The organism is Luteimonas abyssi (genome assembly GCF_001482195.1).
In the GTDB taxonomy this organism is placed as follows: Bacteria; Pseudomonadota; Gammaproteobacteria; order Xanthomonadales; family Xanthomonadaceae; genus Luteimonas; species Luteimonas abyssi.
This window is the reverse complement of the sequence record NZ_KQ759763.1, coordinates 2,385,975-2,410,455: the sequence shown is the minus strand read 5'-3', so window position 1 is coordinate 2,410,455 and position 24,481 is coordinate 2,385,975. Positions and strand designations below refer to the sequence as shown.

Below are 24,481 nucleotides of genomic sequence, written 5' to 3'. Positions count from 1 at the left end.
CGGATGTCCTGCGTGACCGACCCCCAGCTCGCTTTCGTTTTCCCTGGCCAGGGCTCGCAGTCGCTGGGCATGCTCGGTGCGCTCGCCGAGCGTCATCCGTCGATCCGCAACGATTTCGCGGAAGCGTCCGAGGGTGCCGATGTGGACCTCTGGTCGCTGGCCCAGTCGGGTCCGGAAGCGCGTCTCAACACCACCGAATTCACCCAGCCCGCGTTGCTGGCCGCCAGTGTGGCGCTGTGGCGTCTCTGGCGTGCCGAAGGTGGCGCACAGCCGGCGTCCCTGGCCGGGCACAGCCTGGGCGAGTACAGCGCCCTGGTGGCTGCCGATGCATTGTCTCTGGCCGATGCCGCACGGCTGGTGCGCTTGCGCGGCCAGTTGATGCAGGCCGCGGTGCCGGCCGGGACCGGCGCGATGGCGGCGGTGCTCGGTGCCGAGGACGCGCTGGTCGAGCAGGTCTGCACGGACGTGTCCGATGGTCTGGTCGTGGTGCCCGCGAACTACAACTCGCCCGGCCAGATCGTGATCGGCGGGCATGCCGAAGCGGTCGATCGTGCGCTCGGCGCGCTGTCCGAGCAGGGGGTGCGCAAGGCGGTCAAGCTGGCTGTCAGCGTGCCGTCGCACACGCCGCTGATGCGCGATGCGGCCGGTCGGCTCGGCGAGGCGATGGCCGATCTCGACTGGCGCACGCCGTCGCTGCCGGTGGTACAGAACGTCGACGGTGCCGTCCATGACGGCGTCGAGGCGATCCGGGATGCGCTGGTGAAGCAGCTTTACCAGCCCGTGCGCTGGACCGATTGCATGCGCGCGCTGGGCGCGCGCGGCGCGGTCCGTTTCGCCGAATGCGGACCGGGCAAGGTCCTGGCCGGTCTGGCGAAACGGATCGACAAAGGCTTCGAGGCCCGCGCGCTGGGCACGCCCGACGACTTCGACGCAGCCCTGGCCGAATGGCGCGCCCGATGACGGGCCCGGTTCTGAAACGGCCCCCGGGCGCGACACCGCAGGGATAAGACGGCGTCGTCGCCGGCCCGCGTGGGCCCCCTCCGTGTCCGTCCGCGAACATCCGCGGCAGGCACCAACCCCGTCTGGAGCAGACCATGACCCAACCCCTTTCCGGCGAGATCGCACTCGTCACCGGCGCCAGCCGCGGTATCGGCGCGGCCATCGCCGACACGCTGGCCGCGCAGGGCGCGACCGTGATCGGCACCGCCACCAGTGAAGCGGGCGCGCAGGCCATCGGCGCCCGTCTCGAGGCGGCCGGCGGTCACGGTCGCGTGCTCGACGTGAGCGATCCGGCTTCGGTCGAGGCGCTGGTCGATGAGGTCGCGAAGGCGTTCGGCACGCCGTCGATCCTGGTCAACAACGCCGGCATCACCCGGGACAATCTGCTGATGCGGATGAAGGACGAGGACTGGCAGGCCATCCTCGATACCAATCTCTCCAGCGTCTACCGGATGTCCAAGGCGGTGATGCGCGGGATGATGAAGGCGCGCAAGGGCCGCATCGTCAACATCGCCTCGGTGATCGGCGTGACCGGCAATGCCGGCCAGGCCAACTACGCCGCGGCCAAGGCGGGCATCATCGGTTTCAGCAAGTCGCTGGCCAAGGAGATCGGTTCGCGGGGGATCACGGTGAACGTCGTGGCGCCCGGCTTCATCGACACCGACATGACCCGGGCCCTCCCCGAGGAGGCCAAGACCGGGCTGATCGGCCAGATCGCACTGGGCCGCCTCGGCGAGCCGGCCGACATCGCCAATGCGGTGGCATTCCTGGCCGGCCCGCACGCGGCCTACATCACCGGCGAGACCCTGCACGTCAACGGCGGCATGTACATGCCGTGACCCGGGCGCGCCGTCGCCAGAATCGGGGGGCGTGAGCCCCCGACCCGAACGGTTGCCGGCGCGCGTCGCCGCCCGGCAGCCTTTCCCTTACACTATCGGCCGATCAGAGGCCCCCAGCGGAGCACACCCCTATGAGCACCATCGAAGAGCGCGTCAAGAAGATCGTCGTCGAGCAACTCGGCGTGAAGGAAGAGGAAGTCAATCCGAGTGCGTCGTTCGTCGACGACCTGGGCGCGGACTCGCTCGACACCGTCGAGCTGGTGATGGCGCTGGAAGAAGAGTTCGAGTGCGAGATCCCGGACGAAGAGGCGGAGAAGATCACCTCGGTCCAGCAGGCGATCGACTACGTCAAGGCGCACGTCAAGAGCTGACCTGCCGCGGCCGGGGCCGTGAGTGCCCGGCCGGAACCGTGACGATGCCCGGGGCCGCTGATGCGGCCTCGTGCGTTTCAGGCGTGCGTACGCTGCCGTACGCCCATGACAGACGATTGAGGAGTACTTCATGTCCAAGCGACGCGTGGTCATCACCGGGATGGGCATCCTGTCCCCGGTCGGCAACGATCTCGCCTCGAACTGGGAGGCGATCACCGCCGGCCGTTCGGGCATCGGGCCGATCACCCACTTCGACGTCTCCGCCTTTCCGACCCGGATCGCCGGCGAGGTGAAGGACTTCGACGCCAGCCGCTGGATCGCGCCGAAGGACATCAAGAAGATGGACACCTTCGTCCACTACGGGGTCGCCGCGTCGATGATGGCGATCGAGGATGCCGGCCTGGACGTGGCCGGATCCGATCCCGAGCGCATCGGTGTGGCCATCGGCGCCGGCATCGGTGGCCTGAAGGGCATCGAGGACACCACGATCAAGTATCACGAGGGCGGCCCGCGCAAGGTGTCGCCGTTCTATGTGCCCAGCACGATCATCAACATGATCGCCGGCCAGGTCTCGATCATGACCGGCGCCAAGGGGCCGAACATCGCCGCGGTCACCGCGTGCACCACGGCCACCCACAACATCGGCCTGGCGATGCGGATGATCCAGTACGGCGATGCCGACGCGATGATCGCCGGTGGCGCCGAGTACGCGACCACGCCGACCTCGCTCGGCGGGTTCTCGGCGATGAAGGCGCTGTCGACCCGCAACGACGCGCCCGAGCAGGCCTCGCGTCCGTGGGACGCCGGCCGCGACGGCTTCGTCATGGGCGACGGCGCCGGCATCCTGGTGCTGGAGGAATACGAGCGCGCGAAGGCGCGTGGTGCGCGGATCTACGCCGAGGTGGTCGGCTTCGGCATGAGCGGCGACGCGTTCCACATGACCGCGCCGAGCGAGAGCGGCGAGGGTGCGGCGCGCTGCATGCGGGCCGCCATCGCGGACGCGGGCATCGACCTGGCGCGGATCGGCTACATCAACGCGCACGGTACCTCGACCCCGGCCGGCGACCTGGCCGAGACGATGGCGGTCAAGAGCGTGCTGGGCGCGCGTGCGGCGGAGATCGCGGTGAGTTCGACCAAGTCGATGACCGGGCATCTGCTGGGCGCGGCCGGCGGCATCGAGGCGGTGTACTCGGCGATGGCCGTGCACACCGGCGTGCTGCCGCCGACGATCAACCTCGACAATCCGTCCGAGGGTTGCGATCTGGATTACGTGCCGCACACCGCGCGCGAGGTGCAGGTGGACGTGGCGCTGTCGAACTCGTTCGGCTTCGGCGGGACCAACGGCACCCTGGTGTTCGCGAAGGTCTGACCGGCGACGCTGCATCGGCGATTGCGGGACTGGAGAAGGGACGCCAGCGGACTGCTGGCGTCCTTTTTTGATCATTTCTCGCCAGGGCGACGCATGGTCCGGGCCAGGGCGACCTCGATCGGCCCGGCGCGATGGCGGCGGCGATGGCGTCGAGCATGGCCGGCACGCCGGGCCATGCGAGCCCACCGCATCGCGCCCGGGCGGCGGCTCCCTTAGAATCGCCCTCCCGTCGCGCCGCCCGCCCTGGTCCCCGTGCTGATCACCCGCCCGCTCGCGCCCGACACCGATCTGCTCGCCCTGCATCGGCGCGATCCCGCACGTTATCCCGTGCTGCTCGAATCGGTCGCGCACGGCACCGGGCAGGCGCGCTGGGACATGCTGTTGATGAGCAATGGCGAGCGATTGACGCTGGCCGGCGACGGCGATGTGCGCGATGCCCACGGCACGTTGCGCGCCGGCGGTTTCCTGCAGGCGCTCGACGCGTGGTGGCAGGCGCTTCGCCTTCCTCGAGAGGAACCGCGCTGGCCGTTTCGTGGCGGCTGGGCGCTGTTGCTGGCATACGAACTCGGTGCCGAGATCGAACCGGTCCTGCGGCTTCCAGCCGCAGCCGGCGCGCTGCCGGTTGCGCTGGCGCTGCGCTGCCCGGCGGGGATCCTGCGCGACCCCGCCACCGGGGAGTGCGTGGCGGTGGCGGAGCAGGGCGAGGCGGCGCTGCTCGATCGGCTCGAAACCGATCTCCAGGCCCCTGCGCCTGCGGTGTGGCCCGCATGGCGCGGTCCGGCCGCACTGGATGAAGCGCCCGATGCCCGCTTCACCGACGGTGTGCGTCGGATCCTCGACTACCTCGCGGCCGGCGACGTATTCCAGGTGAATCTTTCGCGCGGCTGGGAGGCGCGTTTCGATGCGCCGCTCGATCCGGCTCGGCTGTATGCGCGGCTGCGCGACATCAGTCCTGCGCCGTTCGCGGGGCTGTTCGCCGCCGACGAGGCCGCGGTGGTCAGCGCGTCGCCCGAGCGGCTGGTGTCGGTGCGCGGCGAGCAGGTCGAGACCCGGCCGATCGCCGGTACCCGGCCGCGCCTGCCCGGCGACGACGATGCGGCACGGGTGCGCGAGCTGATCGGCCATCCCAAGGAGCGCGCCGAACACGTGATGCTGGTGGACCTGGAGCGCAACGATCTGGGGCGGATCAGCCAGCCGGGGACGGTCGAGGTCGACGAACTGATGACGGTGGAAAGCTACGCGCAGGTCCACCACATCGTCAGCAACGTGCGCGGGCGGCTGCGCGCCGGCACCACGCCGGGCGAGGTGATCGCCGCGGTGCATCCGGGCGGGACGATCACCGGTTGCCCGAAAGTGCGCTGCATGCAGATCGTCGCCGAACTCGAGGGGGGCGGGCGCGGTGCGTACACCGGTGCCATGGGTTGGCTCAACCGCGATGGCGACCTGGATCTCAACATCCTGATCCGCAGCGCCGAGGTGGCGGGCGACCGCGTACGCTTCCGCACCGGTGCCGGCATCGTCGCCGACTCCGATCCGGAGCGCGAGCTCGACGAGACCCGGACCAAGGCGCGCGGCATGCTGCGCGCGCTGGCGGCGGATGCGGATGCATCGGACGGCGTGCGCGACGCGAAGGCCTCGGGCGCGGACGACCCGGGTGAGGGCGGCGCAGGCGGCGCGCAGGTATCCTTGCGCGGATGATCGTGTCCTTCTGCATTCCCCGCGGGGGCCTGTAATGGCCGCCCCACGTCGCCGCTCCGGGTTGGTGTTGGTTCTCGCCCTGCTGGCGCTGCTCGCCGGTGGCGTCGCGTACTGGGCCTGGGATCGCTGGCAGGGGTTCCAGCAGGATCCGCTGCCCGGCCTCCAGGCCGGCGACGGTTACGTCGTCGCGCAGGGCGATTCCTTTCTGCGCGTGCTGGGCAAACTGCGCGAGGCCGGCGTCCACACCGGCACGGATCTCGAATGGCAGGTCCTGGCCCGGCAACTGGGAGCCGCCGGCCGTCTGCACGTGGGCGAGTACGCACTGGCGCCGGGGATGAGCGCGCGCGACGTGCTGACGAACATGCGCGACGGCCGCGTGGTGCGGCACCGCTTCACCCTGGTCGAAGGCTGGAACATCCGTGAGCTGCGTGCCGCGCTGGCCCGCGAGCCGCTGTTGCAGCACGACAGCGCCGAACTCGACGATGCCGCGCTGATGGCGACGCTCGAACAGCCCGGCGTGCATCCGGAAGGCCGCTTCCTGCCCGAAACCTATCTGTTCACCCGCGGCGACAGCGATCTCGACATCCTGCGCCGCGCCAGCAGCGCGCTCGAGCGCGCGCTCGACGAAGCCTGGTCCACCCGTGCCGACGATCTGCCGCTGCAGACCCGCGAGGACGCACTGGTGCTGGCCTCGATCGTGGAGAAGGAAACCGGAATTCCCGAGGAGCGTCCGGCGATCGCCGGCGTGTTCGTGCGCCGCCTCCAGTTGGGGATGCGCCTGCAGACCGATCCCACGGTGATCTACGGCATGGGCGAAGCCTTCGACGGCAACATCCGCCGCCGCGACCTGCAGACCGACACGCCGTACAACACCTACACCCGCGACGGCCTGCCGCCGACGCCGATCGCGATGGTCGGCGCCGATGCGCTCCGCGCGGCGACGCGTCCGGCGGATGGCGACGCGCTGTTCTTCGTCGCGGTCGGCGACGGCAGCGGACGCCATGTCTTCTCCCGGACCTATGCCGAGCACAACGTGGCGGTTCGCGAGTACGTGCGCCGTTACCGCGAACGGTTCGGGCCGCGGTGACCATGATCGACGACCGCATCGACATCGTGCGCCATCCGCGTTTCGTGACCCTCGAAGGCGGCGAGGGGGCCGGCAAGACCACCGTCCTGAACGCGCTGCGGGAGGCCTTCGGCGCCGACGGCGCCGACGTCGTCTGCACGCGCGAGCCCGGCGGGACGCCGCTGTCGGAGCGCATCCGAGAACTGGTGCTCGATCCCGGGCAGGCGCCGGCGACGGACGAGACCGAGCTGTTGCTGGTGTTCGCCGCTCGGGTGCAGCACGTGCAGGAACGGATCCGCCCGGCGCTGGCGCGCGGGGCCTGGGTGCTGTGCGACCGCTTCACCGATTCCAGCTATGCCTACCAGGGCGGTGGTCGCGGCCTCGACCCCGCGAGGATCGAGGCCCTGGAACGCGACTTCGTCGGCCTGCGCCCCGGGTTGACCCTGCTGCTCGACGTGGACGTCGCCGAAGGCAGGGCGCGGGCACGCGGCCGGGACGCCGCGCCGGACCGCATCGAGCGCGAGCGCGATGAGTTCTTCGAACGGGTGCGCCGGACCTACCTCGCGCGCGCGGCCGCGGAGCCGGCACGATTCCGGGTGATCGATGCCGCACCCTCGGCCGAGGCCGTGGCGGCCGCGGCGGTCGCCGCCTGGCGCGCATGGAAGACGGCATGAGCGCCGTGCCGATGTCGCCCTGGCAGGAGCGTGCGTATCTGCGTGCGGTGACCGCGCTCGACGAGGGTCGCATGGGTCATGCGATGGTGCTGTGCGGACCTGCGCTGCTCGGCAAGCGCGCGGTCGCCGATCGGCTCGCCGCACACGTGCTCCGAGCCGACCGCGACACCCGCGCGGCGTCGCTGATCGCTGCGGGCACCCATCCCGACCTGTTGACGGTCGGTCTGGAGCCGAACCGCGACGGCACCCGGCTGCGCACCGAGATCGTCATCGAGCAGATCCGTACGCTCACCGAGAAGCTGTCGCTCACCGCCCAGTACGGCGGTGCGCGCGTGGCCATCCTGGACCCCGCCGACGCGATCAACCACGCGGCCGCGAACGCATTGCTGAAAACGCTCGAGGAGCCACAACCGGGCCGCTATCTCTGGCTGGTGGCCGCCGAGCCGATGCGCTTGCCCGCCACCATCCGCAGCCGTTGCCAGCGCCTGGAGTTCCGCCTGCCGCCTGCCGACGAAGCGCTGGCCTGGCTGGAAGCCCAGGGCGTGCCGGCACGCGATGCCGAGGCCGCCCTGCAGGCTGCACGTGGTCATCCCGGCCTGGCCGCGCAGTGGCTGAGCAGCGGCGGGATGGCCCTGCGGGCGGCCGTCGCCGATGACCTGGCCGCGCTGGCCGACGGCCGGCGCGCGCCATCCGAGGTGGCCAAGGCCTGGACGACGGACGAACACGCCGGCATGCGGTTGCGGCATGCGTCGGATCTGGCGGCTGCACGCGCCGCCGGGGCGACCGACCCTCATCAGATGCGTGGGCTCACCGCCTGGTTCGCGGAGGCCAACCGGACCCGCGACCTGTTGCGCACCACCGTACGCGCGGACCTCGCGGTCACGGCATTGCTGTTAGCTTGGCGTACCACCGTCGGCGTCCGCGAGGGGCAGCCGCACGGGCGAGGCACCGGAACCGGAACGACGAGGAGATAACGCGATGGCGGCAACCGGCAGTGGCGCGCGGCAGGGCATCCTGTCGCTGGCGGTCAAGGACAAGGCGCAGCTCTACAGCGCCTACATGCCCTATTTGAAGTACGGCGGCATCTTCGTGCCGACGCCCAAGCGTTACTTCATCGGCGACGAGGTGTTCCTGCTCCTGATCCTGCCGGAGTCCAGCGAGCGCCTGCCCGTGGCCGGGAAGGTGATCTGGGTGACGCCGCCGGGCGCGCAGGGCAACCGGATGGCCGGCATCGGGGTGCAGTTCGCGGACACCCACGAGGGCGAGAACGTGAAAGGGAAGATCGAGACCTTGCTCGCGGGCACGCTGAACGCGGAAAAGTCCACCCACACCATGTGACGCCTGACAGGCCGGCCTCGACCGGTGCGTGGCTCAGCCGATGGCGTCGTCCACCATCGCCCGGAGGGCCGGGTGACGGATGTGCATGATGTCGAACAAGCCGGCGGCGCGCAGCCATTTGGCGCGACGGAGCAGTTCGTCTTCGTACTGCCGGCGCAGTTCCTCGTCGTCCTCCTCCTCGATCGCATGGCGTGCGAGGTTCGAGAATTCCTCGATCCAGGCCAGCGTCTGGATCGCATCCGTTTGTGGTGCGCGGTAGACGGACTGGAACGTCGTCGTGGGGAGGTCGATGAGCACAGTGGTATCCTTCCGGCTGACTTTACCGTCTGGATGGTACAGTTTTTGGAGCTGAATGATGTTTGAATGTGCCGGGAAGGGCGGATGAGCGGCCGTTCCGATACCCGAAAGCGGATCCTGGAAGCGGCGGAGAGCCTGTCGCAGCGCATGGGTGCCGCCCATCTCACCCTCGACGCGGTCGCTGCAGAAGCGGGCGTGAGCAAGGGCGGTCTGCTCTATCACTTCCCCAGCAAGGAAGCGCTGTTGGGCGGCATGGTCGAGCATCACATGGAGCAGCACCGGCGCAGCCTGGAGGCGGCGCGTGCGCGTCACCCGGATTCACCGGCGGGCTACATGTGCGCGTATCTCGAAGCACAGATGGACGAGCAGCACCATCGTCTGCACGAACCTCACGCGGTACGCTCGTTCATCGCCGCAGCAGTGAATACGCCCAGCCTGCTCGAGCAGCCACGACAGCTCGAGCTCGAACACCTGACCCGACTGCGCGCAGCCGGCCCACGCTTCATCGATGCCCTGCTGATCTCGTTGGTCCTCGATGGATTGTTCTTCGGCGAGGCCTTCGAATTGCTGGATCTCGATCCCGCCGAGCGGAAGGCGTTGCTGGAGGCGCTGCAGGCGCGTGCGAGCGCGCTCTAGATCGCGTGAGCCGTCGGCCCCGCCGCCATGGTGGCGACGGGGTGCCGGTCATCAGCCCCTCAGTGCGGGGTTGTCCCAGCCCGGGCGTGCCGCGAAACGATCGCCATGGCGCGCCTGCAGGGCGCTCAGACGCGCGAGCAGGGCGTCGACACCGGTCGTGCGGACGTATTGGATCGGGCCACCGCGGAACGGGGCGAAGCCGGTTCCGAAGATCACGCCGGCATCGAGGAGGTCGGCGTCAGCCACCACGCCCTCGTGCAGGGCGGCCACCGCCTCGTTGACCATCGGCAGGACCAGTCGGTCCTCCAGATCGTCCGGCGTCTGGTAGTCCTTGGGCACCTCGGGCTTCTTCGGCTTGCCGTCTTCCCAGGTGTAGAGGCCCTGGCCGTCCTTCTTGCCGCGCCGCCCCGTCTCGGGAGGCGTCGCCAGCGCTGCGGGGATGCTCAAGCCGAGGAAGGGCGCCAGCTCCTGGCCCACGCCCGACGCCACATCCAGGCCGACCGTGTCGATGAGCTCGATCGGCCCCATCGGCATGCCGAACTTCACCGCCGCCTTGTCGATCACCGGGCCCGGTATGCCTTCCGAGTAGGCGGTGGCCGCCTCCAGCATGTACGGGAACAGCAGGCGGTTCACCAGGAAACCGGGACTGCCGGCCACCGGCACCGGCAGCTTGCCGATCGCCTTGCAGAACGCGGCCAAGCGCGCCTGGGTCGCTTCGTCCATGCCCTCGTGGCGCACGATTTCGACCAGCGGCATCAGGGCGACCGGATTGAAGTAGTGCAGGCCTGCGAATTGCGCGGGTCGGCGTAGGTCGCGGGTGAGTTCGTCGAGCGGGATCGACGAGGTGTTGGACGTCAGCAGCGCGTCCCCCTGAAGACGAGGCTCGACCTGCGCGTACAGGCCGCGCTTGGCCTCGGCATTCTCGACGATCGCCTCGATGACCAGATCGGCCGATGCCACCCCTTCACCCGACAGATCGGACCGGAGGCGCGCGGACACGGCGGGACGCTTGGCATCGTCCTTGACCTTCTTCTGGAACAGCTCCTGCGCGCGCGCCAGCGCCTTGTCGATGAAGGGTTGTTCGCGGTCCTGCAGCGTCACCTCGAAGCCCTTGTAGGCCGACCAGGCCGCGATGTCGCCGCCCATCACGCCGGCGCCGACCACGTGGACGCGGGTGATGCCGTGGTCCTTGCCGCCCAGGCCCTTGAGGCGCTCCTGCAGGAAGAACACCCGGGTCAGGTTGCGCGCGGTCGGCGTGCCCGCCAGCTTGACCACCGACGTGCGCTCGGCGGCCAGCCGCTGCTGGATGCCGCCGCCGGTGCGGCGCCAGGTCTCGATCAACGCGTACGGGGCCGGGTAGTGATCCTTGCGCGCCTTGCGCGAGACCTGCTTGACCATCTGCGGCGCCAGCACCTGCCGCGCGGGCCACGTATTGGTGAGCCAGCCCAGCGCGCGCTGCTTGAACGGACGCTGGGTTCCCTTCAACGCGAGCGCCGCGGCAGCGTCGATCAGCAACGGAGGCTGCACCACCTTGTCGACCAGACCGATATTGCGCGCGGCCTTGGCCGACAGCGCGCGCCCGGTGAGCATCATGTCGAACGCCGCCGGTGCGCCGACCAGCCGGGGCAGGCGCACGCTGCCGCCCCAGCCCGGGTAGATGCCCAGCTTCACCTCCGGCAGGCCGATGCGGGTCGAGTCGTCGTCGCTGGCGACGCGATAGTCGCAGGCCAGCGCGATCTCGGTGCCGCCCCCCATGCAGAAGCCGTGGATGGCCGCGACCGTGGGGCAGGGCAGTTCCGCCAGGCGCTGGAACACCTGCTGGCCGCGGCGGATCGAATCGCCGATCGTGCCCTTGGCATCGAACTCCGCGAACTCGCGGATATCCGCGCCGGCCACGAAGCCCTTGTCCTTGGCCGAGCGGATCACCACCGCCTTGGGCGGCTCCAGCGCCAGTCGCTCGAGCAGGGTGTCGAGTTCGATCAGCACGTCCTGCGCGAACGTGTTGACCGATTCGTCTGCGCGGTCGAAGGCCAGCACCAGCACGCCGTCATCGCGTTGCTCGGCTTTCCAGTGGCTGAAGCGCAGTCCGTCGAGACCTGCAACCATGCGGCACCATCCGATAGGGTACGGGAGAACCCCTTATGATCCAGAGGTTGTTTTGCCGGCGTCAAATGGTCCGTGCGACCGGCGCCGGTCCCGACCGGGCGACCGCGCATTCGGCCGGGCCTTGTGGCGGGTGCCCGCGGCCCCACGTTGCATTCAGCATGGCGGGAACTTTCCGCCGTTTCGCGGGTCACAACGCCCAGCCGCAGGCCGGGCCACATGGAGTTCCCGGCCGATGGCCGATATCGAGACCGAACAACTGGACCAGGAGCTGGTCCGTCGCGTGCAGAAGGGCGACACCGCCGCGTTCGACCTGCTGGTGCGCAAGTACCAGCACCGCATCGCGGCGCTGATCGGCCGTTACGTGTCGGACTGGAGCGAGTGCCAGGACATCGCCCAGGAGACCTTCATCCGGGCGTATCGGGCGATCGGCAGCTTCCGCGGCGACGCCCAGTTCTATACATGGTTGCACCGGATCGCCGTGAACACCGCCAAGAACCATCTCATCGCGCACAATCGCCGCCCGCCGGGCGACGACATCGACGTCGCCGACGCCGAGCAGTTCGATTCCGGAATCCGCCTGCGCGACAGCGATACGCCGGAACGTGAACTGATGCGCCAGCAGATGGAACAAACGGTGATGCGCGCGGTCGAAGCATTGCCCGAAGAGCTTCGGGTCGCGATCACGCTGCGCGAGGTCGACGGCCTGAGCTACGAGGACATCGCCCAGCGCATGGGCTGCCCGATCGGCACGGTCCGGTCGCGCATCTTCCGTGCCCGCGAGGCGATCGACGAGGAACTCAAGCCGTTGATGGATACCGACACACCTGCCAAGCGTGCGACCCGATGATGCCTTCCCACCCAGATGACGGCGACGCGCTGCAGTTGCAGCCCGATCCCGACAAGCTCTTCCGCTACCACCGCCAGCAGTTGTCGGCGATGCTCGACGGCGAGCTGTCGCCGGACCAGGCGCGCTTCATGCTGCGGCGGCTGGATCACGATACCGAACTGGCCGACTGCTGGGCACGCTGGCAGGTCTGCGGCGATGTGCTGCGTGGCCGCCACCATGCGTTGCTGCCGGCGGATTTCGCTGCGGGCGTGGCGCGTGCGGTGGCGGACGGCGCGCGATTGCCGGACGACGCGGCGGCTGCGGCACCGTCCGCAGATCGTCGCAGCGTGGGGCGGCGCGCCGGCATCCTGCGCTGGGGCGGTGGCGCGGCCCTGGTCGCATCCGTGGCGATGGTTGCCCTGCTGGTCGGTCGTCAGACATCGACGCTCCAGGGTGTCGAGCCCGGGGCCGGGCAGGTGGCGGTGACCGGCGCGGCGACCGCGCCGCCGGCTTCTTCGACGCCGGCGGCGAACGGGTCCGGCGAGGCGCCATCCGGCGCCATCGACGCCGGGGTCGTGGCCCTGGCCGGTGCCAGTGCGCTCGCCATCGCCGAAGTTCCGCGTCGCGACGAGCGGCGCTCGCGCGGGCAGAGCCAGCGGGCCGCGGCCACTCGCGAGCAGCGACACGCCGAGCCGACCCGGATCGCGGCCAGCGCCCCCGTGCGCGTTTCCCCCAGTGCGCCAGCGGAAGAAGCGGTCGCCTTCGCGTTGCCGGCGCTGGCGTCGGAATCATCCGTCGCGTCGCCCCGCCCATGGCCGCGGGCCGGCCTCGGCAGCACCAATCCGTTCGCAGCCAGCTACGGTGCGGCCGGTGGCGCTGCCAACGAAGGCGCGATGTCGTTCCATCCCTTCGAGCCCAGGATCGAGGACGCGTCGTCCCGAACTTTGCAGGTTGCCGGCGCACCGGGCGTGTCGGAGACCGCCATCGGGCCCCTGCGGTTCGAGGCGCCACCTCCCGCCGCGCCGTCTTCCGCAGACGTGTCGGCCGGACCGTTCGCGCCCGCCACCGAATGACCCCGCGCGCCTGGCATGTTCCGGGCGCGCCTTCCCTTCAGCCTTCGAATCGATCGAGGAGCCGTCCCCGATGAAGAACGTCCTGCCTGCCGCCGTCCTGGTGGTCGTCACCGCGGCTGCCACGGCATCCGTGATCCTGCCCTCGGCGACCGCCGAGCCCCAGTCGTCCACTGCGGGCGCGCAGGCCGCGCCGACGACGTCGCCGCAACAACTGGTCACCGGCCTGCCGGATTTCACCGGTCTGGTCGAGCAGGTCGCCCCCGGCGTTGTCAGCATCGAGGTCGCGGTGAACGCACCGCGCACCGCGCAGCGCGGGCCGCGCAGCCGCGGCCCGGCGCCGGGCGACGACATGATGCCGGAGATCTTCCGGCGCTTCTTCGACATGCCCTTCCCGGGTGCGCCCGGAATGCCCGACGCGCCGGATGGCGGCGGCATGCCGGGGGCGACTTCGATGGGTACGGGGTTCGTGATTTCCAGCGACGGCTACGTGCTGACCAATCACCACGTGGTCGACAATGCGCAGACGGTCACCGTGCGCCTGCAGGATCGCCGCCAGTTCGAGGCCGAGGTGGTCGGCAGCGACCAGGAGTCCGACGTGGCCGTGCTCAAGATCGACGCCAGCGGCCTGACTGCGCTGCGCGCCGGCGACGCACGCCAGATCAAGCCCGGCCAGTGGGCGGTGGCGATCGGTTCGCCGTTCGGCCTCGAGCAATCGGTCACTGCCGGCATCGTCAGCGCCACCGGCCGCTCCAATCCGTACGCCAACCAGCAGTACGTGCCCTTCATCCAGACCGACGTGGCGATCAACCGCGGCAACTCCGGCGGCCCGCTGCTCAACACGCGCGGCGAGGTCATCGGCATCAATTCGCAGATCTTCAGCAACACCGGCGGCTTCCAGGGCGTGAGCTTCGCGATCCCGATCGACATGGCGATGAACGTCGCCGAGCAGATCAAGGACACCGGCTCGGTGCAGCGCGGGCAGGTCGGCGTGCAGTTCAACGCGCGTCCGCTGACCCGCGAGGAAGCGCAGGGCTTCGGCCTGCCGGACACGCTGGGCGCGCTGGTCAACGAGGTCGTGCCAGGCAGCCCGGCGCAGAAGGCCGGGATCGAGCCGGGCGACGTGATCCGCGCGGTGGACGGCAGCCGCATCCATCAGCCCAGCGACCTGCCGCCGCTGATCGGCAACAAGGCGCCCGGTACCCGGGTGCAGCTGACCGTGTTCCGCGAGGGACGCGAGCGCAACTTCGATGTGACCCTGGCGCCGCTCGATCGCGATGCGATGGCCGCGGCACGGGGCGGTGCCTCGCCGGCCCAGCCCGAGGCGGCGCCGTCGTCGGCGTCCAACCCACTGGGCCTGGTCGGCCAGGCGCTCGGTGCCGATCAGCGGCGCCAACTGGGCGTCGAGGACGGCAAGGGCGTGCGCATCGCCCGGGTCGAGGGGCTGGCGGCGCGCCGTGCCGGGATCCAGCCGGGCGACGTGGTGATGCGGGTCGGGCGCGACGAGGTCAATGCACCGGCCGAACTCGACCGCGCGCTGCGCGGGGTGAGTCCGGGCGACACCGTGATGCTGCTGGTGCGCAATGCCCGCGGCAGCCAGTTCGTCGCGGTCACGCCCCGGGAGGCCGACGCCGAGTGATCGCATTCCGTGGGGCCGGCGTCGCGCCGGCTTCCGCGGCCGCGCGACGCCCGCTCCGGACGCCGGGGCGGGCGTCGCCTTGTGCGACAATGTCGCGTTCGATTGCCCTCACCCGTGCCCGCGCAGCTCCTCATGACCGATCCAATGCGGAACATCCGCAACTTCTCCATCATCGCCCACGTCGACCACGGCAAGTCGACGCTCGCCGATCGCATCATCCAGCTGTGCGGCGGCCTGTCCGAGCGCGAGATGGAAGCGCAGGTGCTCGACAACAATCCGATCGAGCGCGAGCGCGGGATCACCATCAAGGCGCAGTCGGTGTCGCTGCCGTACACCGCGAAGGACGGGCAGGTCTACCACCTGAACTTCATCGACACCCCCGGCCACGTCGACTTCTCCTACGAGGTCAGCCGTTCGCTGGCCGCCTGCGAGGGCGCGCTGCTGGTGGTCGACGCCGCACAGGGTGTCGAGGCGCAGTCGGTCGCCAACTGCTACACCGCGGTGGAGCAGGGCCTGGAAGTGGTGCCTGTGCTCAACAAGATCGATCTGCCCACCGCCGACATCGATCGCGCCAAGGGCGAGATCGAGGCGGTGATCGGCATCGATGCCGCGGATGCGATCCCGGTCAGCGCCAAGACCGGACTCAATGTGCAGGATGTGCTGGAAGCCATCGTCCATCGCATCCCGGCGCCGGTGCCACGCGACACCGACAAGCTGCAGGCGCTGATCATCGACTCCTGGTTCGACAACTACCTCGGCGTGGTGTCGCTGGTGCGCGTCATGCAGGGCGAAATCAAGCCCAGGAGCAAGATCCTGGTGATGTCGACCGGGCGCGCCCACGATGTGGACAAGGTCGGCGTGTTCACCCCCAAGCGCAAGGAGCTGCCGGCGCTCAAGGCCGGCGAGGTGGGCTGGATCACCGCCAGCATCAAGGACGTCCACGGCGCGCCGGTCGGCGACACGTTGACCCTGGCCGGCGATCCCGCCGCCAAGCCGCTGCCGGGCTTCCAGGAGATGCAGCCGCGCGTGTTCGCGGGTCTGTTCCCGGTGGACGCCGAGGACTATCCGGACCTGCGCGAGGCGCTCGACAAGCTGCGGCTCAACGACGCCGCGCTGCGCTTCGAGCCCGAGAGCTCGGAAGCGATGGGTTTCGGTTTCCGCTGCGGCTTCCTGGGCATGCTGCACATGGAAATCGTGCAGGAGCGGCTGGAGCGCGAGTACAACCTCAACCTGATCTCCACCGCGCCGACGGTGATCTACGAGATCCTGCGCACCGACGGCGCCACCGTGCCGCTGGACAACCCGGCCCAACTGCCGCCGGTCAACCAGATCGACGAGATCCGCGAGCCGATCATCCGCGCCAACATCCTGACTCCGCCCGACTACGTCGGCGCGGTGATCACCTTGTGCGAGGAGAAGCGCGGCTCGCAGATCGGCATCCAGTATCTCGGTGGCCAGGTGCAGGTGAGCTACGAGTTGCCGATGGCCGAAGTGGTGCTGGACTTCTTCGACAAGCTGAAGTCGGTCAGCCGCGGCTACGCCTCGCTGGACTACCACTTCCTCCGCTTCGACGCCGGCCCGTTCGTGCGCGTTGACGTGCTGATCAACGGCGACAAGGTCGATGCGCTGTCGCTGATCGTGCACCGCAGCCACGCCGACCGGCGCGGCCGCGAGCTGACCGAGAAGATGAAGGAGTTGATCCCCCGGCAGCAGTTCGACGTGGCCATCCAGGCCGCGATCGGCTCGCAGATCATCGCCCGCACCACGGTCAAGGCGCTGCGCAAGAACGTGTTGGCCAAGTGCTATGGTGGCGACATTTCGCGCAAGAAGAAGCTGCTGGAGAAGCAGAAGGAAGGCAAGAAGCGGATGAAGCAGGTCGGACGTGTGGAGATTCCGCAGGAGGCCTTCCTCGCCGTGTTGAGTACGAGCCGGGACTAACTGGAGCCGGGGCGCACGACCGGTGCGGCAGGCGACATGCGGCGACGACGATCGCGCGTGTGTCCGCTCGCCGGCACGGGCGGCCCATCGCGGCGTGAGGAGCTTCGATGAAGTGGTTTGAAATCATTCTGGTGGCGCTGACCCTGCTCAGCGGGTTCATCTGGCTGCTCGACCGGCTGTTCCTGGCCCGGCAGCGCGCCGAGCGCGGTGGGCTGCTGGAGGAGAAGGAACCGGTCGCCGTCGATTACGCGCGGACGTTCTTCCCGGTGCTGGCCGCAGTGCTGATCCTGCGCAGCTTCATCGCCGAGCCTTTCCGCATTCCGTCCAGCTCGATGATGCCGACCCTGCTGATCGGCGACTTCATCCTGGTCAACAAGTTCTCCTGCGGGTTGCGTCTACCGATCAACAACCACAAGGTCATCGCCATCGGCGAGCCCGAGCGCGGCGACGTGGTCGTGTTCCGGCCCCCGCACCATCCCGACCAGGACTGGATCAAGCGTGTGATCGGCCTGCCGGGCGACACCATCGCCTACCGCGACAACCAGGTCTTCGTGAACGGCGAGCCGCTCGGCTACCAGGACATCGGCCCCTACGAGGGCCGCGGTCGCGGTGCGGAGATGACCGGTGCGAGCCTGCTGCGCGAGGAGATGCCCGGCCGAGGTCACGAAGTGCTGGAGATCACCGGTCTTCCGTTCCGCGATCCGGGCGAGGGCGAGTGGGTGGTGCGTCCGGGTCACTACTTCGTCATGGGCGACAACCGCGACCGCAGCGACGATTCGCGGTTCTGGGGCGAACTGCCGGAGACGCAGCTGCGCGGCAAGGCCTTCCTGATCTGGATGAACTGGGACGGCGCCGCCGGCGGTGTCGGCTTCGACCGGATCGGCCGCAGCATCCGCTGACGATGTGACGCAGGCCGCGCTGTGGAGCGGCGCGCGGTCCCGGACTACCTGCGCGGCCGCGGCAGGCTCTAAGATCGCGGCCGGACCATGCACCTTTCGGGGAGAAGGGCAATGAGGCACAAGCAAGAGGGGATGACCCTGCTGGGGTTCGTCATCGTGCTGGCGGTGGTGGGGTTCTTCGCCTACTGCGCGATGCGGCTGTTTCCGATGTACTCCGAGTACTACAGCGTGCGCTCGGCGCTGAAGGGGTTGTCGCAGGAACCGGGCATCGCCGACCAGACACCGGCGCGCATCCAGGATCTGTTCTTCCGCCGGCTGTACATCAGCTACTCGGAGAACGTGAAGAAGGAGCATGTGAAGCTCCGCCGTGTCGACGACGGCTACGAGATGGACGTGAGCTACGAGGTGCGGCGGCCGCTGGTCGGGAACATCGACGTGGTCGGCCGGTTCGACACCACGCAGCGTCTGACCCGGGGCAGGGCCGCGAACTGATGGGCGGTGGTTGCGCCTGCGGGCGGCCGCGCTGATGGCGTCCGCCGGACCGTTCGGGCATCGCTTCGCCGACCCGGGCCTGCTGGCGCAGGCCTTGACCCACCGCAGTGCCGGGGCGCCGCACAACGAGCGGCTGGAGTTCCTGGGCGATGCGCTGCTCGACCTGATCGCCGCCGAAGCGCTCTATCAACGCTTTCCGCGGGCCGACGAAGGCGCGCTGACCCGTGCGCGCGCCGAACTCGTGCGCGAATCGACGCTGGCGCGGATCGCACGCCGGCTGGATGTGGGGCCGAAGCTGATGCTCGGCCCGGGAGAAATGAAATCCGGCGGGCACCGTCGCGATTCGATCCTGTCGGATGCGGTGGAAGCGGTGATCGCCGCGATCTACCTCGATGCCGGCTTCGATGCCTGCCGGGCTGCGGTGTTGGCCTGGCTCGAACCCGAGTTCGAGGGCTTCCGCGTCGACAAGGTCGGCAAGGATGCCAAGACCCGCCTGCAGGAATGGCTGCAGGGCCGGCAGCGCGCCCTGCCGCAGTACAGCCTGCTGGCCGAGACCGGCGACGAACACGCCCGAGTGTTCCGGGTCGAATGCCGGATCGCCGAGCCGGCACTGGTCTGCGAAGGCGAGGGCGGCTCCCGCCGTGCCGCCGAGCAGGCCGCGGCGGCAGCGGTGCTCGAGCAACTGGAACCTGCAGCCCGCTGAGGCCGCAGGCGGTTCGCTGCGCGTGGGGGCGGGCCGAGCCGGATGGCGGTCTACCCGTTCGTGACCCTGTTCCCGCGGTCGATCCGCAACCTTCGCGTTCAGCCACGGCGGGAAAACGGCGCCCGGCGACGTGGCGGTGCGGCTTACAATGCCGGCATGACTGAAAACGCCTCCTTCCGCGCCGGCCATGTCGCCGTGATCGGCCGCCCCAACGTGGGCAAATCGACCCTGATCAACGCACTCGTGGGTGCCAAGGTCAGCATCGTGTCCAACCGCCCGCAGACCACCCGGCATCGCCTGCTGGGCGTGGCGAGCTGGCCGGAAGGGCAGATCGTGCTGGTCGATACGCCCGGGTTGCACCGGGAGCAGGGCAAGGCCACCGCGAGCGCGATGCATCGCTGGATGAACCGGTCCGCGCGCGGTGCGGTGGAAGGCGTGGATGCCGCGTTGCTGGTGGTGGAAGCCGGGCGCTGGGACGACGAGGATGGCGCGGCCTACGAGCTGCTGCATGCCAGCGGTGTGCCGGTGGTGCTGGTGGTCAATCAGGTCGATCGCATCAAGGACAAGGCGGCGCTGCTGCCGTACCTCGCCAAGGTGGCCGAGGGACGCACGTTCGCCAGCGTGCATCCGGTTTCCGCGCTCAAGCGCAAGGGGCTGGACGGTCTGGTCGCGGCGGTGCTGCCCCTGCTGCCGACGCAGCCGGCGCTCTACGACGAGGACACCATCACCGATCGCAGCGAACGCTTTCTCGCCGCCGAATTGCTGCGCGAACAGTTGATGCGTCAGCTCGGCGCGGAGTTGCCGTACGCGACCACGGTCGAGATCGAGGGCTTCGTCGACGATGGCGGCATGTCGCGGATCGCGGCGGTCATCTGGGTCGAGCGCGACGGCCAGAAGGCCATCGTGATCGGCAAGGGCGGGGCACGGCTGAAGGAGATCGGCGCCAAGGCCCGCCTGCAGATGGAGCGCCTGTTCGACCGCAAGGTGTTCCTGGAGACCTGGGTGCGGGTGCGTGAGGGCTGGTCGGACGACGAAGCAGCGCTGCGCGCGTTCGGCTACGACGAATCGCGTTCGCCGTAACGTCCAGGCCGGGCCGGCTTGCTCAGCGCCCGGAGTGGTGCGGTCGGCAGGACTTTTCCGGATCGCCCATGCGCCTCGAAGCCGAACCCGCCTACGTCCTGCACGCGCGCCGCTGGCGCGAGACCAGCCTGCTGGTGGACGTGTTGAGCGAATCCCACGGGCGGATGGGACTGGTCGTGCGCGGCGCGCAGGGGCCGCGGCGCCAGGTGCTGCGCGCGGCGCTGCTGCCGTTGCAGCACATCCGCTTCAGCGCGGTGCAGCGGGGGGAATTGGCGACGCTGTCGACGGCCGAGGCGGTAGACGTGGCGCCGCTGCTGACCGGCGACGCGATGCTGGCCGGTTTCTACGTCAACGAACTGGTGCTGCGGCTGGTGCCGCGACAGGACCCGCACCCCGAGTTGTTCGACCTGTACGGCGCCGTTCGTGGCCGTCTGGCGGGCGACGGTCTGGCCTGGACGTTGCGGCGCTTCGAACGCGACCTGCTGGACGCGCTGGGATTCGGGCTGGGCTTCGATACCGATGGCGACGGGGCGGCGATCGATCCGGCGATGCGCTACACCCTCGATCCGGAACACGGGCCGCGCCGGGTGCTGAGCGAGCGGAGCGGCGAACGTGCGCAGGCGGCGACCGGCCGGGCGCTGCTGGCGCTGGCGGCCGACCGCATGCCGGTCGCGGAGGACATGCCGGGTCTGCGCCGGGTGCTGCGCACGGTGCTGGCCCATCACCTGGGCCCGCGTGGTCTGAAGTCGTGGGAAATGATGAGCGCGCTCGGGCGGATCGGCGTGGCCGGGGCGCCGCGCGAGGAGACGGATGGCTAGGCGGTCGCGGTGTCCGCCGGAGACGGCCCCTCGCGGCGCAGGCTTCGGCGCGACGAGAGCGACGCGATGGCGCCGGCGTGTCGCGTGGAGCGCCCGGATGCCGGGGTGAGGATGCCGGGGTGATCGGCTGCCGGTCGCGGTCAGCGCGACGGTGCGGCCGCGAAGGTCTGGTCCGTGGCTTCGACGAAGTGGCGCAGGGCCAGGGAGTCGTCGGGCTCGCCCTGCAGGGCCCGCACGGCGAGATCGAGCCGCGCCGCGCCGACGAAGCCGGCGCTCGCGCGCAGTTTGTGCAGGGCTGCGCGCAAGGCGTCGAGATTGCCGTCGCGGGCGGCCGCCATCACCTGCTCGCGCGCGGTCGGCAACTCGGCCAGAAACAGGTCGCGCAACGCGCCGACGTGGGTGGGGTTGCCTCCGAGTGCGCGGGTCGCGGCGAGGTCGTCCCAGACCGGAGTGTCGGGGGTGGAGGGGGCCGGGGCGCGCTCACGATCCGCAGATGCGACCGGCGCCGCCGTTCCGGTCGGGTTGCCGCGCACGAGCGCCGCACGGATCGCGGCCTGCCAGTCCGCAGCGCTCAGCGGCTTGACCGCCACGTCGACGAAGCCGTGGCCGAGCAGTCGCTTGCGCTCGGCCGCGTCGCAGGCGGCGGTGTGCGCGATCGCGGGCGTGCTCAGCCCCTGGTCGCGCAACTGGCGCAGCAGGGTGCCGCCATCGCCGTCGGGGAGATTGGCGTCGACCAGCCACAGGGCGTAGTCGTGTCGGGTCGCGAGGGCATAGGCATCGGACAGGCGCTCGGCGATATCGACCTCGGCCGGCAGCGCCGCGGCCGCGGCCTGGAGGAACAGGCGGCTGGTGGGTTCGTCCTCGACCAGCAGCAACCGGGGGACGACGGTTCCGTTACGGTCCATGGGTATCCTTCCTGGATGATCCGGTTCCCGGCCATCGTACTCCTCACGGCGCTGGCGTCGACCCCCTTCCCGGGTGCGGCGGCCCGGGTCGGTGACATGCGGATCGAACGGATCGAGACCGCCGTCGCAGTCCTGCACGATGTCCAGGTGCGGCTGGAGTGGCCGCAGGGGGCCGAGACGGGTGCGCTGAGACTGCACAGCGCACAGGCGGAGGCGCCGGCGCTCGGCTATCGGTTCCGGGATCTGCTCTGGACATGCCCCTTGCGGCGTCCCGAGATCGGGGCGTGGCGATGCGATGGCGAGGTCCGCTCCGGGCGGCAGGCGCCGATGGCGTTGACCCTGGATCTCACCGAAGCCCTGACCCGAGTCGATCTGCAGGGCGGAGATGCACGGCTGGCGCTGCTGCGCGATGCCGCCGATCCGGAGCTGACCCGGGTTCTGCTCGAACGCGTCCCGCTGCTCTGGGCGGATGCGCTGGTCCGGCAGGCCATGCCGGCGCTGCAGATGCAGCAGGGTGGGTTGGACGGCGAGGTGCGGATCGACACCCGGGACCCGGATGCGCTGCGCGTCCGCGCCGACTTGCGCGGACGCGGACTCGCGTTCGACTCCAGCGACGGCAGCCTCGCCGGCGAGGGAATCGGTCTCGATGTCGACCTCGATTACCGCCTGCCCGGCGAAGCGCAGCAGGTGGGGCTGCAGGCGACGCTGCACGGCGCACGTCTCCTGTTCGACACCGCGTATCTGGATCTGCCCGAGACGCCGATCGCCGTCTCGCTCGACGCCGTGCGCGACGCCCCGGCTGTCGGCTGGCGTTTCGACCGTCTGCATTGGAACGACGGCGACACATTGCGTGCCGACGGCGCGCTCGCGCTCGATGCCGGCGCCGCGGTGCGCGCGCTCGACCTGCGTCTGCACAGTGAGGACACGGCGTCGTTGCCGGCGCGTTACCTGTCGGGCTGGCTGGGCGTGGCGGGGCTGTCGGGCATGACCCTGACCGGCACGCTCGATGCGCACCTGCGCATGGCGGGCGGCGCGCCCAGCGGCATGGATCTCGGGTTGCGCGATGTCGAGATCACCGACGGCCGGAAGCGCTTCCGGTTCGAGGGACTCGACGGCGACCTGAGGATTTCCGAGGGCGCCTCGGTGGACAGCGAGCTGCGCTGGCGTGGCGGCGGCCTGCAGACGATCGGGTTCGGCCCGGCGCGGTTGCCGTTCCGCAGTACCACGGGCCGGCTCGACCTGCGCGAGGACGTGGCGGTCGATCTGCTCGGCGGCCAGCTGCGTTTCAGCGGTTTCTCGTTGCATTTGCCGCAGGCCGGGCAGGGCATGCGGATCGAATCCGCGCTGGCGGTGGATGGGCTGCGGCTGGGCGAACTCGCCAGCGCGTTCGACTGGCCCGCGTTCGGTGGCAGCCTGAGCGGGGAGATTCCGCGGATGCGCTACGCCGATCAGCGGCTCGATTTCGACGGCGGCCTGCAGATGCACGCCTTCGATGGCGAGATCCGCGTGGCCTCCCTGGCCCTGGAGCGCCCGTTCGGCGTGGCGCCGTCGCTGTCGGCCGACATCGCGCTGGAAGGCCTCGACCTGACCACGCTCACCGAGGTCTTCGACCTGGGGCAGATCAGCGGGCGCCTGTACGGCGGCTTCCGCGATCTGCGCCTGGTCGACTGGCAACTGGCGGCTTTCGACGCCGAGCTGCATACCGAGCGCCGACGCGGCACCCGCCAGCGGATCAGTCAGCGCGCGGTGCAGGACATCTCGAGCGTCGGCGACGCGTCGTTCGCGGGCACGTTGCAGGCGCAACTGATCGGTTTCTTCGACGATTTCGGCTATCGCCGCATCGGCATCAGCTGTCGCCTGCGCAATGCGGTGTGCGAGATGGGGGGACTGCGTTCAGCGGGTAACGCCTTTACTATCGTCGAAGGTTCGGGTCTGCCGCGGCTGGACGTCGTCGGCCACAATCGCAGTGTCGACTGGCCGACCCTGGTCGAGCGGATCGGGGCGGCGGTGGAGGGCGATGTGTCGCCGGTCGTCGAATGAGCGCCATTACCCGCTTCACGTATCCCAGGAGACTGTCCATGACCCGCTGGTTCGCCTCGATCGCCGCCGCGCTCGTCCTGACCGCCTGCGTCACCATCAACGTGTACTTCCCGGCCGCGGAGGCCCGCGAGGCCGCGCGCGAGTTCGTCGACGACGTGATCGGGCCCGACGACGCGGGGTTGCTGCCGCCGGCCGACGGCGGCATGGCGCGGCAGGGCGGCTTCCATCCGCTGATGCTGCTCGGCATCGGCAGCGCGCACGCGCAGAGCCCGGACATCACCATCCGCACCCCGGCCATCGAGGCCATCCGTTCGCGGATGATCGAGCGCTTCCGCGGCACCCTGGCCCCGCACTTCGAGTCCGGCGCGTTGGGATTCACCAACGCGGGCGAGGTCAGCGTGCGCGACGCGGGCAGCATTCCGATGCCGCAACGCGCCCAGGTCAACCAGGCGGTGGCCGACCAGAACCGCGATGCGCGTGCGGTCTACCGCGAGATCGCGGTCGCCAACGGGCGTCCGGAGTGGGAAGGCCAGATCCGCGACGTGTTCGCGCAGCAATGGCAGCAGCGCGCGCGCAGCGGCTGGTGGTACCAGGACCGGGCCGGCAACTGGCAGCAGAAGTAAGCCGGCGCCGGGGGGCTTGCGCGGCGGAAGTCTGAGACAATAGCCGGCTTTCCGC

The 24,481-nt window shown here is 69.9% G+C and carries 23 protein-coding genes and 1 pseudogene; 21 read left to right on the top strand and 3 right to left on the bottom strand.

Annotated elements, in window-relative coordinates; genetic code table 11:
• The first annotated feature begins 12 nt into the window (after positions 1–12).
• The 9 genes and pseudogenes from fabD (at position 13) to RG19_RS10185 (ending at position 8,354) form a co-directional block, all read left to right on the top strand.
• Positions 13–960, top strand: coding sequence for an ACP S-malonyltransferase (gene fabD / locus RG19_RS10225; protein ID WP_157515235.1), 948 nt, complete (start codon positions 13–15; stop codon positions 958–960).
• 134 nt (positions 961–1,094) lie between these two features.
• Positions 1,095–1,838, top strand: a complete 744-nt coding sequence (gene fabG, locus RG19_RS10220) for a 3-oxoacyl-ACP reductase FabG (RefSeq protein WP_058835185.1) — start codon at positions 1,095–1,097, stop codon at positions 1,836–1,838.
• 131 nt (positions 1,839–1,969) lie between these two features.
• A complete protein-coding gene (gene acpP / locus RG19_RS10215) occupies positions 1,970–2,209 on the top strand; it encodes an acyl carrier protein (RefSeq protein WP_058835184.1) in 240 nt (79 codons plus the stop codon).
• 130 nt (positions 2,210–2,339) lie between these two features.
• A complete protein-coding gene (fabF, locus tag RG19_RS10210; RefSeq protein ID WP_058835183.1) occupies positions 2,340–3,578 on the top strand; it encodes a beta-ketoacyl-ACP synthase II in 1,239 nt (412 codons plus the stop codon).
• Between the two features lie 252 nt (positions 3,579–3,830).
• A pseudogene (locus RG19_RS10205) lies at positions 3,831–5,177 on the top strand (aminodeoxychorismate synthase component I); the annotation flags it as partial.
• A 133-nt stretch (positions 5,178–5,310) separates the two neighbouring features.
• The gene (gene mltG / locus RG19_RS10200; protein WP_058835182.1) at positions 5,311–6,363 is read left to right on the top strand and encodes an endolytic transglycosylase MltG; all 1,053 of its coding nucleotides are present in this window, start codon (positions 5,311–5,313) and stop codon (positions 6,361–6,363) included.
• 2 nt (positions 6,364–6,365) lie between these two features.
• Complete coding sequence (gene tmk, locus RG19_RS10195; RefSeq protein ID WP_058835181.1) at positions 6,366–7,016, top strand: dTMP kinase; 651 nt, start codon at positions 6,366–6,368, stop codon at positions 7,014–7,016.
• Complete coding sequence (locus RG19_RS10190) at positions 7,013–7,990, top strand: DNA polymerase III subunit delta' (protein WP_058836544.1); 978 nt, start codon at positions 7,013–7,015, stop codon at positions 7,988–7,990. Before tmk ends, RG19_RS10190 begins: the two co-directional genes overlap by 4 nt.
• Before the next feature lie 4 nt (positions 7,991–7,994).
• The gene (locus tag RG19_RS10185; RefSeq protein WP_058835180.1) at positions 7,995–8,354 is read left to right on the top strand and encodes a PilZ domain-containing protein; all 360 of its coding nucleotides are present in this window, start codon (positions 7,995–7,997) and stop codon (positions 8,352–8,354) included.
• A 33-nt stretch (positions 8,355–8,387) separates the two neighbouring features.
• Here RG19_RS10185 and RG19_RS10180 read toward each other — a convergent pair whose 3' ends face one another.
• Entirely contained in the window at positions 8,388–8,651 is a 264-nt protein-coding gene (locus RG19_RS10180) for a hypothetical protein (protein ID WP_058835179.1), read from the bottom strand.
• An 84-nt stretch (positions 8,652–8,735) separates the two neighbouring features.
• Here RG19_RS10180 and RG19_RS10175 point away from each other — a divergent pair, with 84 nt between their 5' ends.
• Positions 8,736–9,287 (top strand): TetR/AcrR family transcriptional regulator, encoded by a 552-nt coding sequence (locus tag RG19_RS10175; protein ID WP_058835178.1) that lies wholly within the window; start codon positions 8,736–8,738, stop codon positions 9,285–9,287.
• 51 nt (positions 9,288–9,338) lie between these two features.
• Here RG19_RS10175 and RG19_RS10170 read toward each other — a convergent pair whose 3' ends face one another.
• Positions 9,339–11,393, bottom strand: a complete 2,055-nt coding sequence (locus RG19_RS10170; RefSeq protein WP_058835177.1) for a 3-hydroxyacyl-CoA dehydrogenase NAD-binding domain-containing protein — start codon at positions 11,391–11,393, stop codon at positions 9,339–9,341.
• Positions 11,394–11,625: 232 nt separating this feature from the next.
• On the opposite strand from RG19_RS10170, the gene rpoE reads away from it, so the two are divergent.
• The 9 genes from rpoE (at position 11,626) to recO (ending at position 20,858) form a co-directional block, all read left to right on the top strand.
• Positions 11,626–12,240, top strand: a complete 615-nt coding sequence (gene rpoE, locus RG19_RS10165) for an RNA polymerase sigma factor RpoE (RefSeq protein ID WP_058835176.1) — start codon at positions 11,626–11,628, stop codon at positions 12,238–12,240.
• Positions 12,237–13,292 (top strand): sigma-E factor negative regulatory protein, encoded by a 1,056-nt coding sequence (locus tag RG19_RS10160; RefSeq protein ID WP_058835175.1) that lies wholly within the window; start codon positions 12,237–12,239, stop codon positions 13,290–13,292. The genes rpoE and RG19_RS10160 overlap by 4 nt, the downstream gene beginning before the upstream one ends.
• A gap of 70 nt (positions 13,293–13,362) precedes the next feature.
• Entirely contained in the window at positions 13,363–14,928 is a 1,566-nt protein-coding gene (locus RG19_RS10155; RefSeq protein WP_058835174.1) for a Do family serine endopeptidase, read from the top strand.
• Positions 14,929–15,072: 144 nt separating this feature from the next.
• Positions 15,073–16,866 (top strand): translation elongation factor 4, encoded by a 1,794-nt coding sequence (gene lepA, locus RG19_RS10150; RefSeq protein ID WP_058835173.1) that lies wholly within the window; start codon positions 15,073–15,075, stop codon positions 16,864–16,866.
• A gap of 107 nt (positions 16,867–16,973) precedes the next feature.
• Complete coding sequence (gene lepB / locus RG19_RS10145; RefSeq protein ID WP_058835172.1) at positions 16,974–17,765, top strand: signal peptidase I; 792 nt, start codon at positions 16,974–16,976, stop codon at positions 17,763–17,765.
• Positions 17,766–17,876: 111 nt separating this feature from the next.
• Positions 17,877–18,257 (top strand): DUF4845 domain-containing protein, encoded by a 381-nt coding sequence (locus RG19_RS10140; RefSeq protein ID WP_058835171.1) that lies wholly within the window; start codon positions 17,877–17,879, stop codon positions 18,255–18,257.
• Between the two features lie 34 nt (positions 18,258–18,291).
• Positions 18,292–18,960 carry a ribonuclease III gene (gene rnc, locus RG19_RS10135; RefSeq protein ID WP_058836543.1) on the top strand — a complete coding sequence of 223 codons (669 nt, stop codon included), beginning with the start codon at positions 18,292–18,294 and terminating at the stop codon, positions 18,958–18,960.
• A 156-nt stretch (positions 18,961–19,116) separates the two neighbouring features.
• Positions 19,117–20,040, top strand: coding sequence for a GTPase Era (gene era / locus RG19_RS10130; RefSeq protein WP_058836542.1), 924 nt, complete (start codon positions 19,117–19,119; stop codon positions 20,038–20,040).
• Positions 20,041–20,108: 68 nt separating this feature from the next.
• Positions 20,109–20,858 carry a DNA repair protein RecO gene (recO, locus tag RG19_RS10125; RefSeq protein WP_058835170.1) on the top strand — a complete coding sequence of 250 codons (750 nt, stop codon included), beginning with the start codon at positions 20,109–20,111 and terminating at the stop codon, positions 20,856–20,858.
• Between the two features lie 140 nt (positions 20,859–20,998).
• Here the strand turns inward: recO and RG19_RS10120 are convergent, their stop codons facing one another.
• Positions 20,999–21,763 carry a response regulator gene (locus tag RG19_RS10120; protein ID WP_058835169.1) on the bottom strand — a complete coding sequence of 255 codons (765 nt, stop codon included), beginning with the start codon at positions 21,761–21,763 and terminating at the stop codon, positions 20,999–21,001.
• Between the two features lie 96 nt (positions 21,764–21,859).
• Here RG19_RS10120 and RG19_RS10115 point away from each other — a divergent pair, with 96 nt between their 5' ends.
• Both RG19_RS10115 and RG19_RS10110 read left to right on the top strand, forming a co-directional pair.
• Positions 21,860–23,803 (top strand): translocation/assembly module TamB domain-containing protein, encoded by a 1,944-nt coding sequence (locus RG19_RS10115; RefSeq protein WP_157515233.1) that lies wholly within the window; start codon positions 21,860–21,862, stop codon positions 23,801–23,803.
• Positions 23,804–23,841: 38 nt separating this feature from the next.
• Complete coding sequence (locus RG19_RS10110; protein ID WP_058835167.1) at positions 23,842–24,426, top strand: YdbL family probable chaperone protein; 585 nt, start codon at positions 23,842–23,844, stop codon at positions 24,424–24,426.
• Positions 24,427–24,481: the final 55 nt, after the last annotated feature.

Excerpts from the sequence above, each read along its gene's own strand:
- fabG (WP_058835185.1), top strand. The coding sequence starts at position 1,095 with ATGACCCAACCCCTTTCCGGCGAGATCGCACTCGTCACCGGCGCCAGC.
- acpP (WP_058835184.1), top strand. The coding sequence starts at position 1,970 with ATGAGCACCATCGAAGAGCGCGTCAAGAAGATCGTCGTCGAGCAACTC.
- fabF (WP_058835183.1), top strand. The coding sequence starts at position 2,340 with ATGTCCAAGCGACGCGTGGTCATCACCGGGATGGGCATCCTGTCCCCG.
- mltG (WP_058835182.1), top strand. The coding sequence starts at position 5,311 with ATGGCCGCCCCACGTCGCCGCTCCGGGTTGGTGTTGGTTCTCGCCCTG.
- tmk (WP_058835181.1), top strand. The coding sequence starts at position 6,366 with ATGATCGACGACCGCATCGACATCGTGCGCCATCCGCGTTTCGTGACC.
- RG19_RS10190 (WP_058836544.1), top strand. The coding sequence starts at position 7,013 with ATGAGCGCCGTGCCGATGTCGCCCTGGCAGGAGCGTGCGTATCTGCGT.
- RG19_RS10185 (WP_058835180.1), top strand. The coding sequence starts at position 7,995 with ATGGCGGCAACCGGCAGTGGCGCGCGGCAGGGCATCCTGTCGCTGGCG.
- RG19_RS10175 (WP_058835178.1), top strand. The coding sequence starts at position 8,736 with ATGAGCGGCCGTTCCGATACCCGAAAGCGGATCCTGGAAGCGGCGGAG.
- RG19_RS10170 (WP_058835177.1), bottom strand. The coding sequence starts at position 11,393 with ATGGTTGCAGGTCTCGACGGACTGCGCTTCAGCCACTGGAAAGCCGAG.
- rpoE (WP_058835176.1), top strand. The coding sequence starts at position 11,626 with ATGGCCGATATCGAGACCGAACAACTGGACCAGGAGCTGGTCCGTCGC.
- RG19_RS10160 (WP_058835175.1), top strand. The coding sequence starts at position 12,237 with ATGATGCCTTCCCACCCAGATGACGGCGACGCGCTGCAGTTGCAGCCC.
- RG19_RS10155 (WP_058835174.1), top strand. The coding sequence starts at position 13,363 with ATGAAGAACGTCCTGCCTGCCGCCGTCCTGGTGGTCGTCACCGCGGCT.
- lepA (WP_058835173.1), top strand. The coding sequence starts at position 15,073 with ATGCGGAACATCCGCAACTTCTCCATCATCGCCCACGTCGACCACGGC.
- lepB (WP_058835172.1), top strand. The coding sequence starts at position 16,974 with ATGAAGTGGTTTGAAATCATTCTGGTGGCGCTGACCCTGCTCAGCGGG.
- RG19_RS10140 (WP_058835171.1), top strand. The coding sequence starts at position 17,877 with ATGAGGCACAAGCAAGAGGGGATGACCCTGCTGGGGTTCGTCATCGTG.
- rnc (WP_058836543.1), top strand. The coding sequence starts at position 18,292 with ATGGCGTCCGCCGGACCGTTCGGGCATCGCTTCGCCGACCCGGGCCTG.
- era (WP_058836542.1), top strand. The coding sequence starts at position 19,117 with ATGACTGAAAACGCCTCCTTCCGCGCCGGCCATGTCGCCGTGATCGGC.
- recO (WP_058835170.1), top strand. The coding sequence starts at position 20,109 with ATGCGCCTCGAAGCCGAACCCGCCTACGTCCTGCACGCGCGCCGCTGG.
- RG19_RS10120 (WP_058835169.1), bottom strand. The coding sequence starts at position 21,763 with ATGGACCGTAACGGAACCGTCGTCCCCCGGTTGCTGCTGGTCGAGGAC.
- RG19_RS10115 (WP_157515233.1), top strand. The coding sequence starts at position 21,860 with ATGCGGATCGAACGGATCGAGACCGCCGTCGCAGTCCTGCACGATGTC.
- RG19_RS10110 (WP_058835167.1), top strand. The coding sequence starts at position 23,842 with ATGACCCGCTGGTTCGCCTCGATCGCCGCCGCGCTCGTCCTGACCGCC.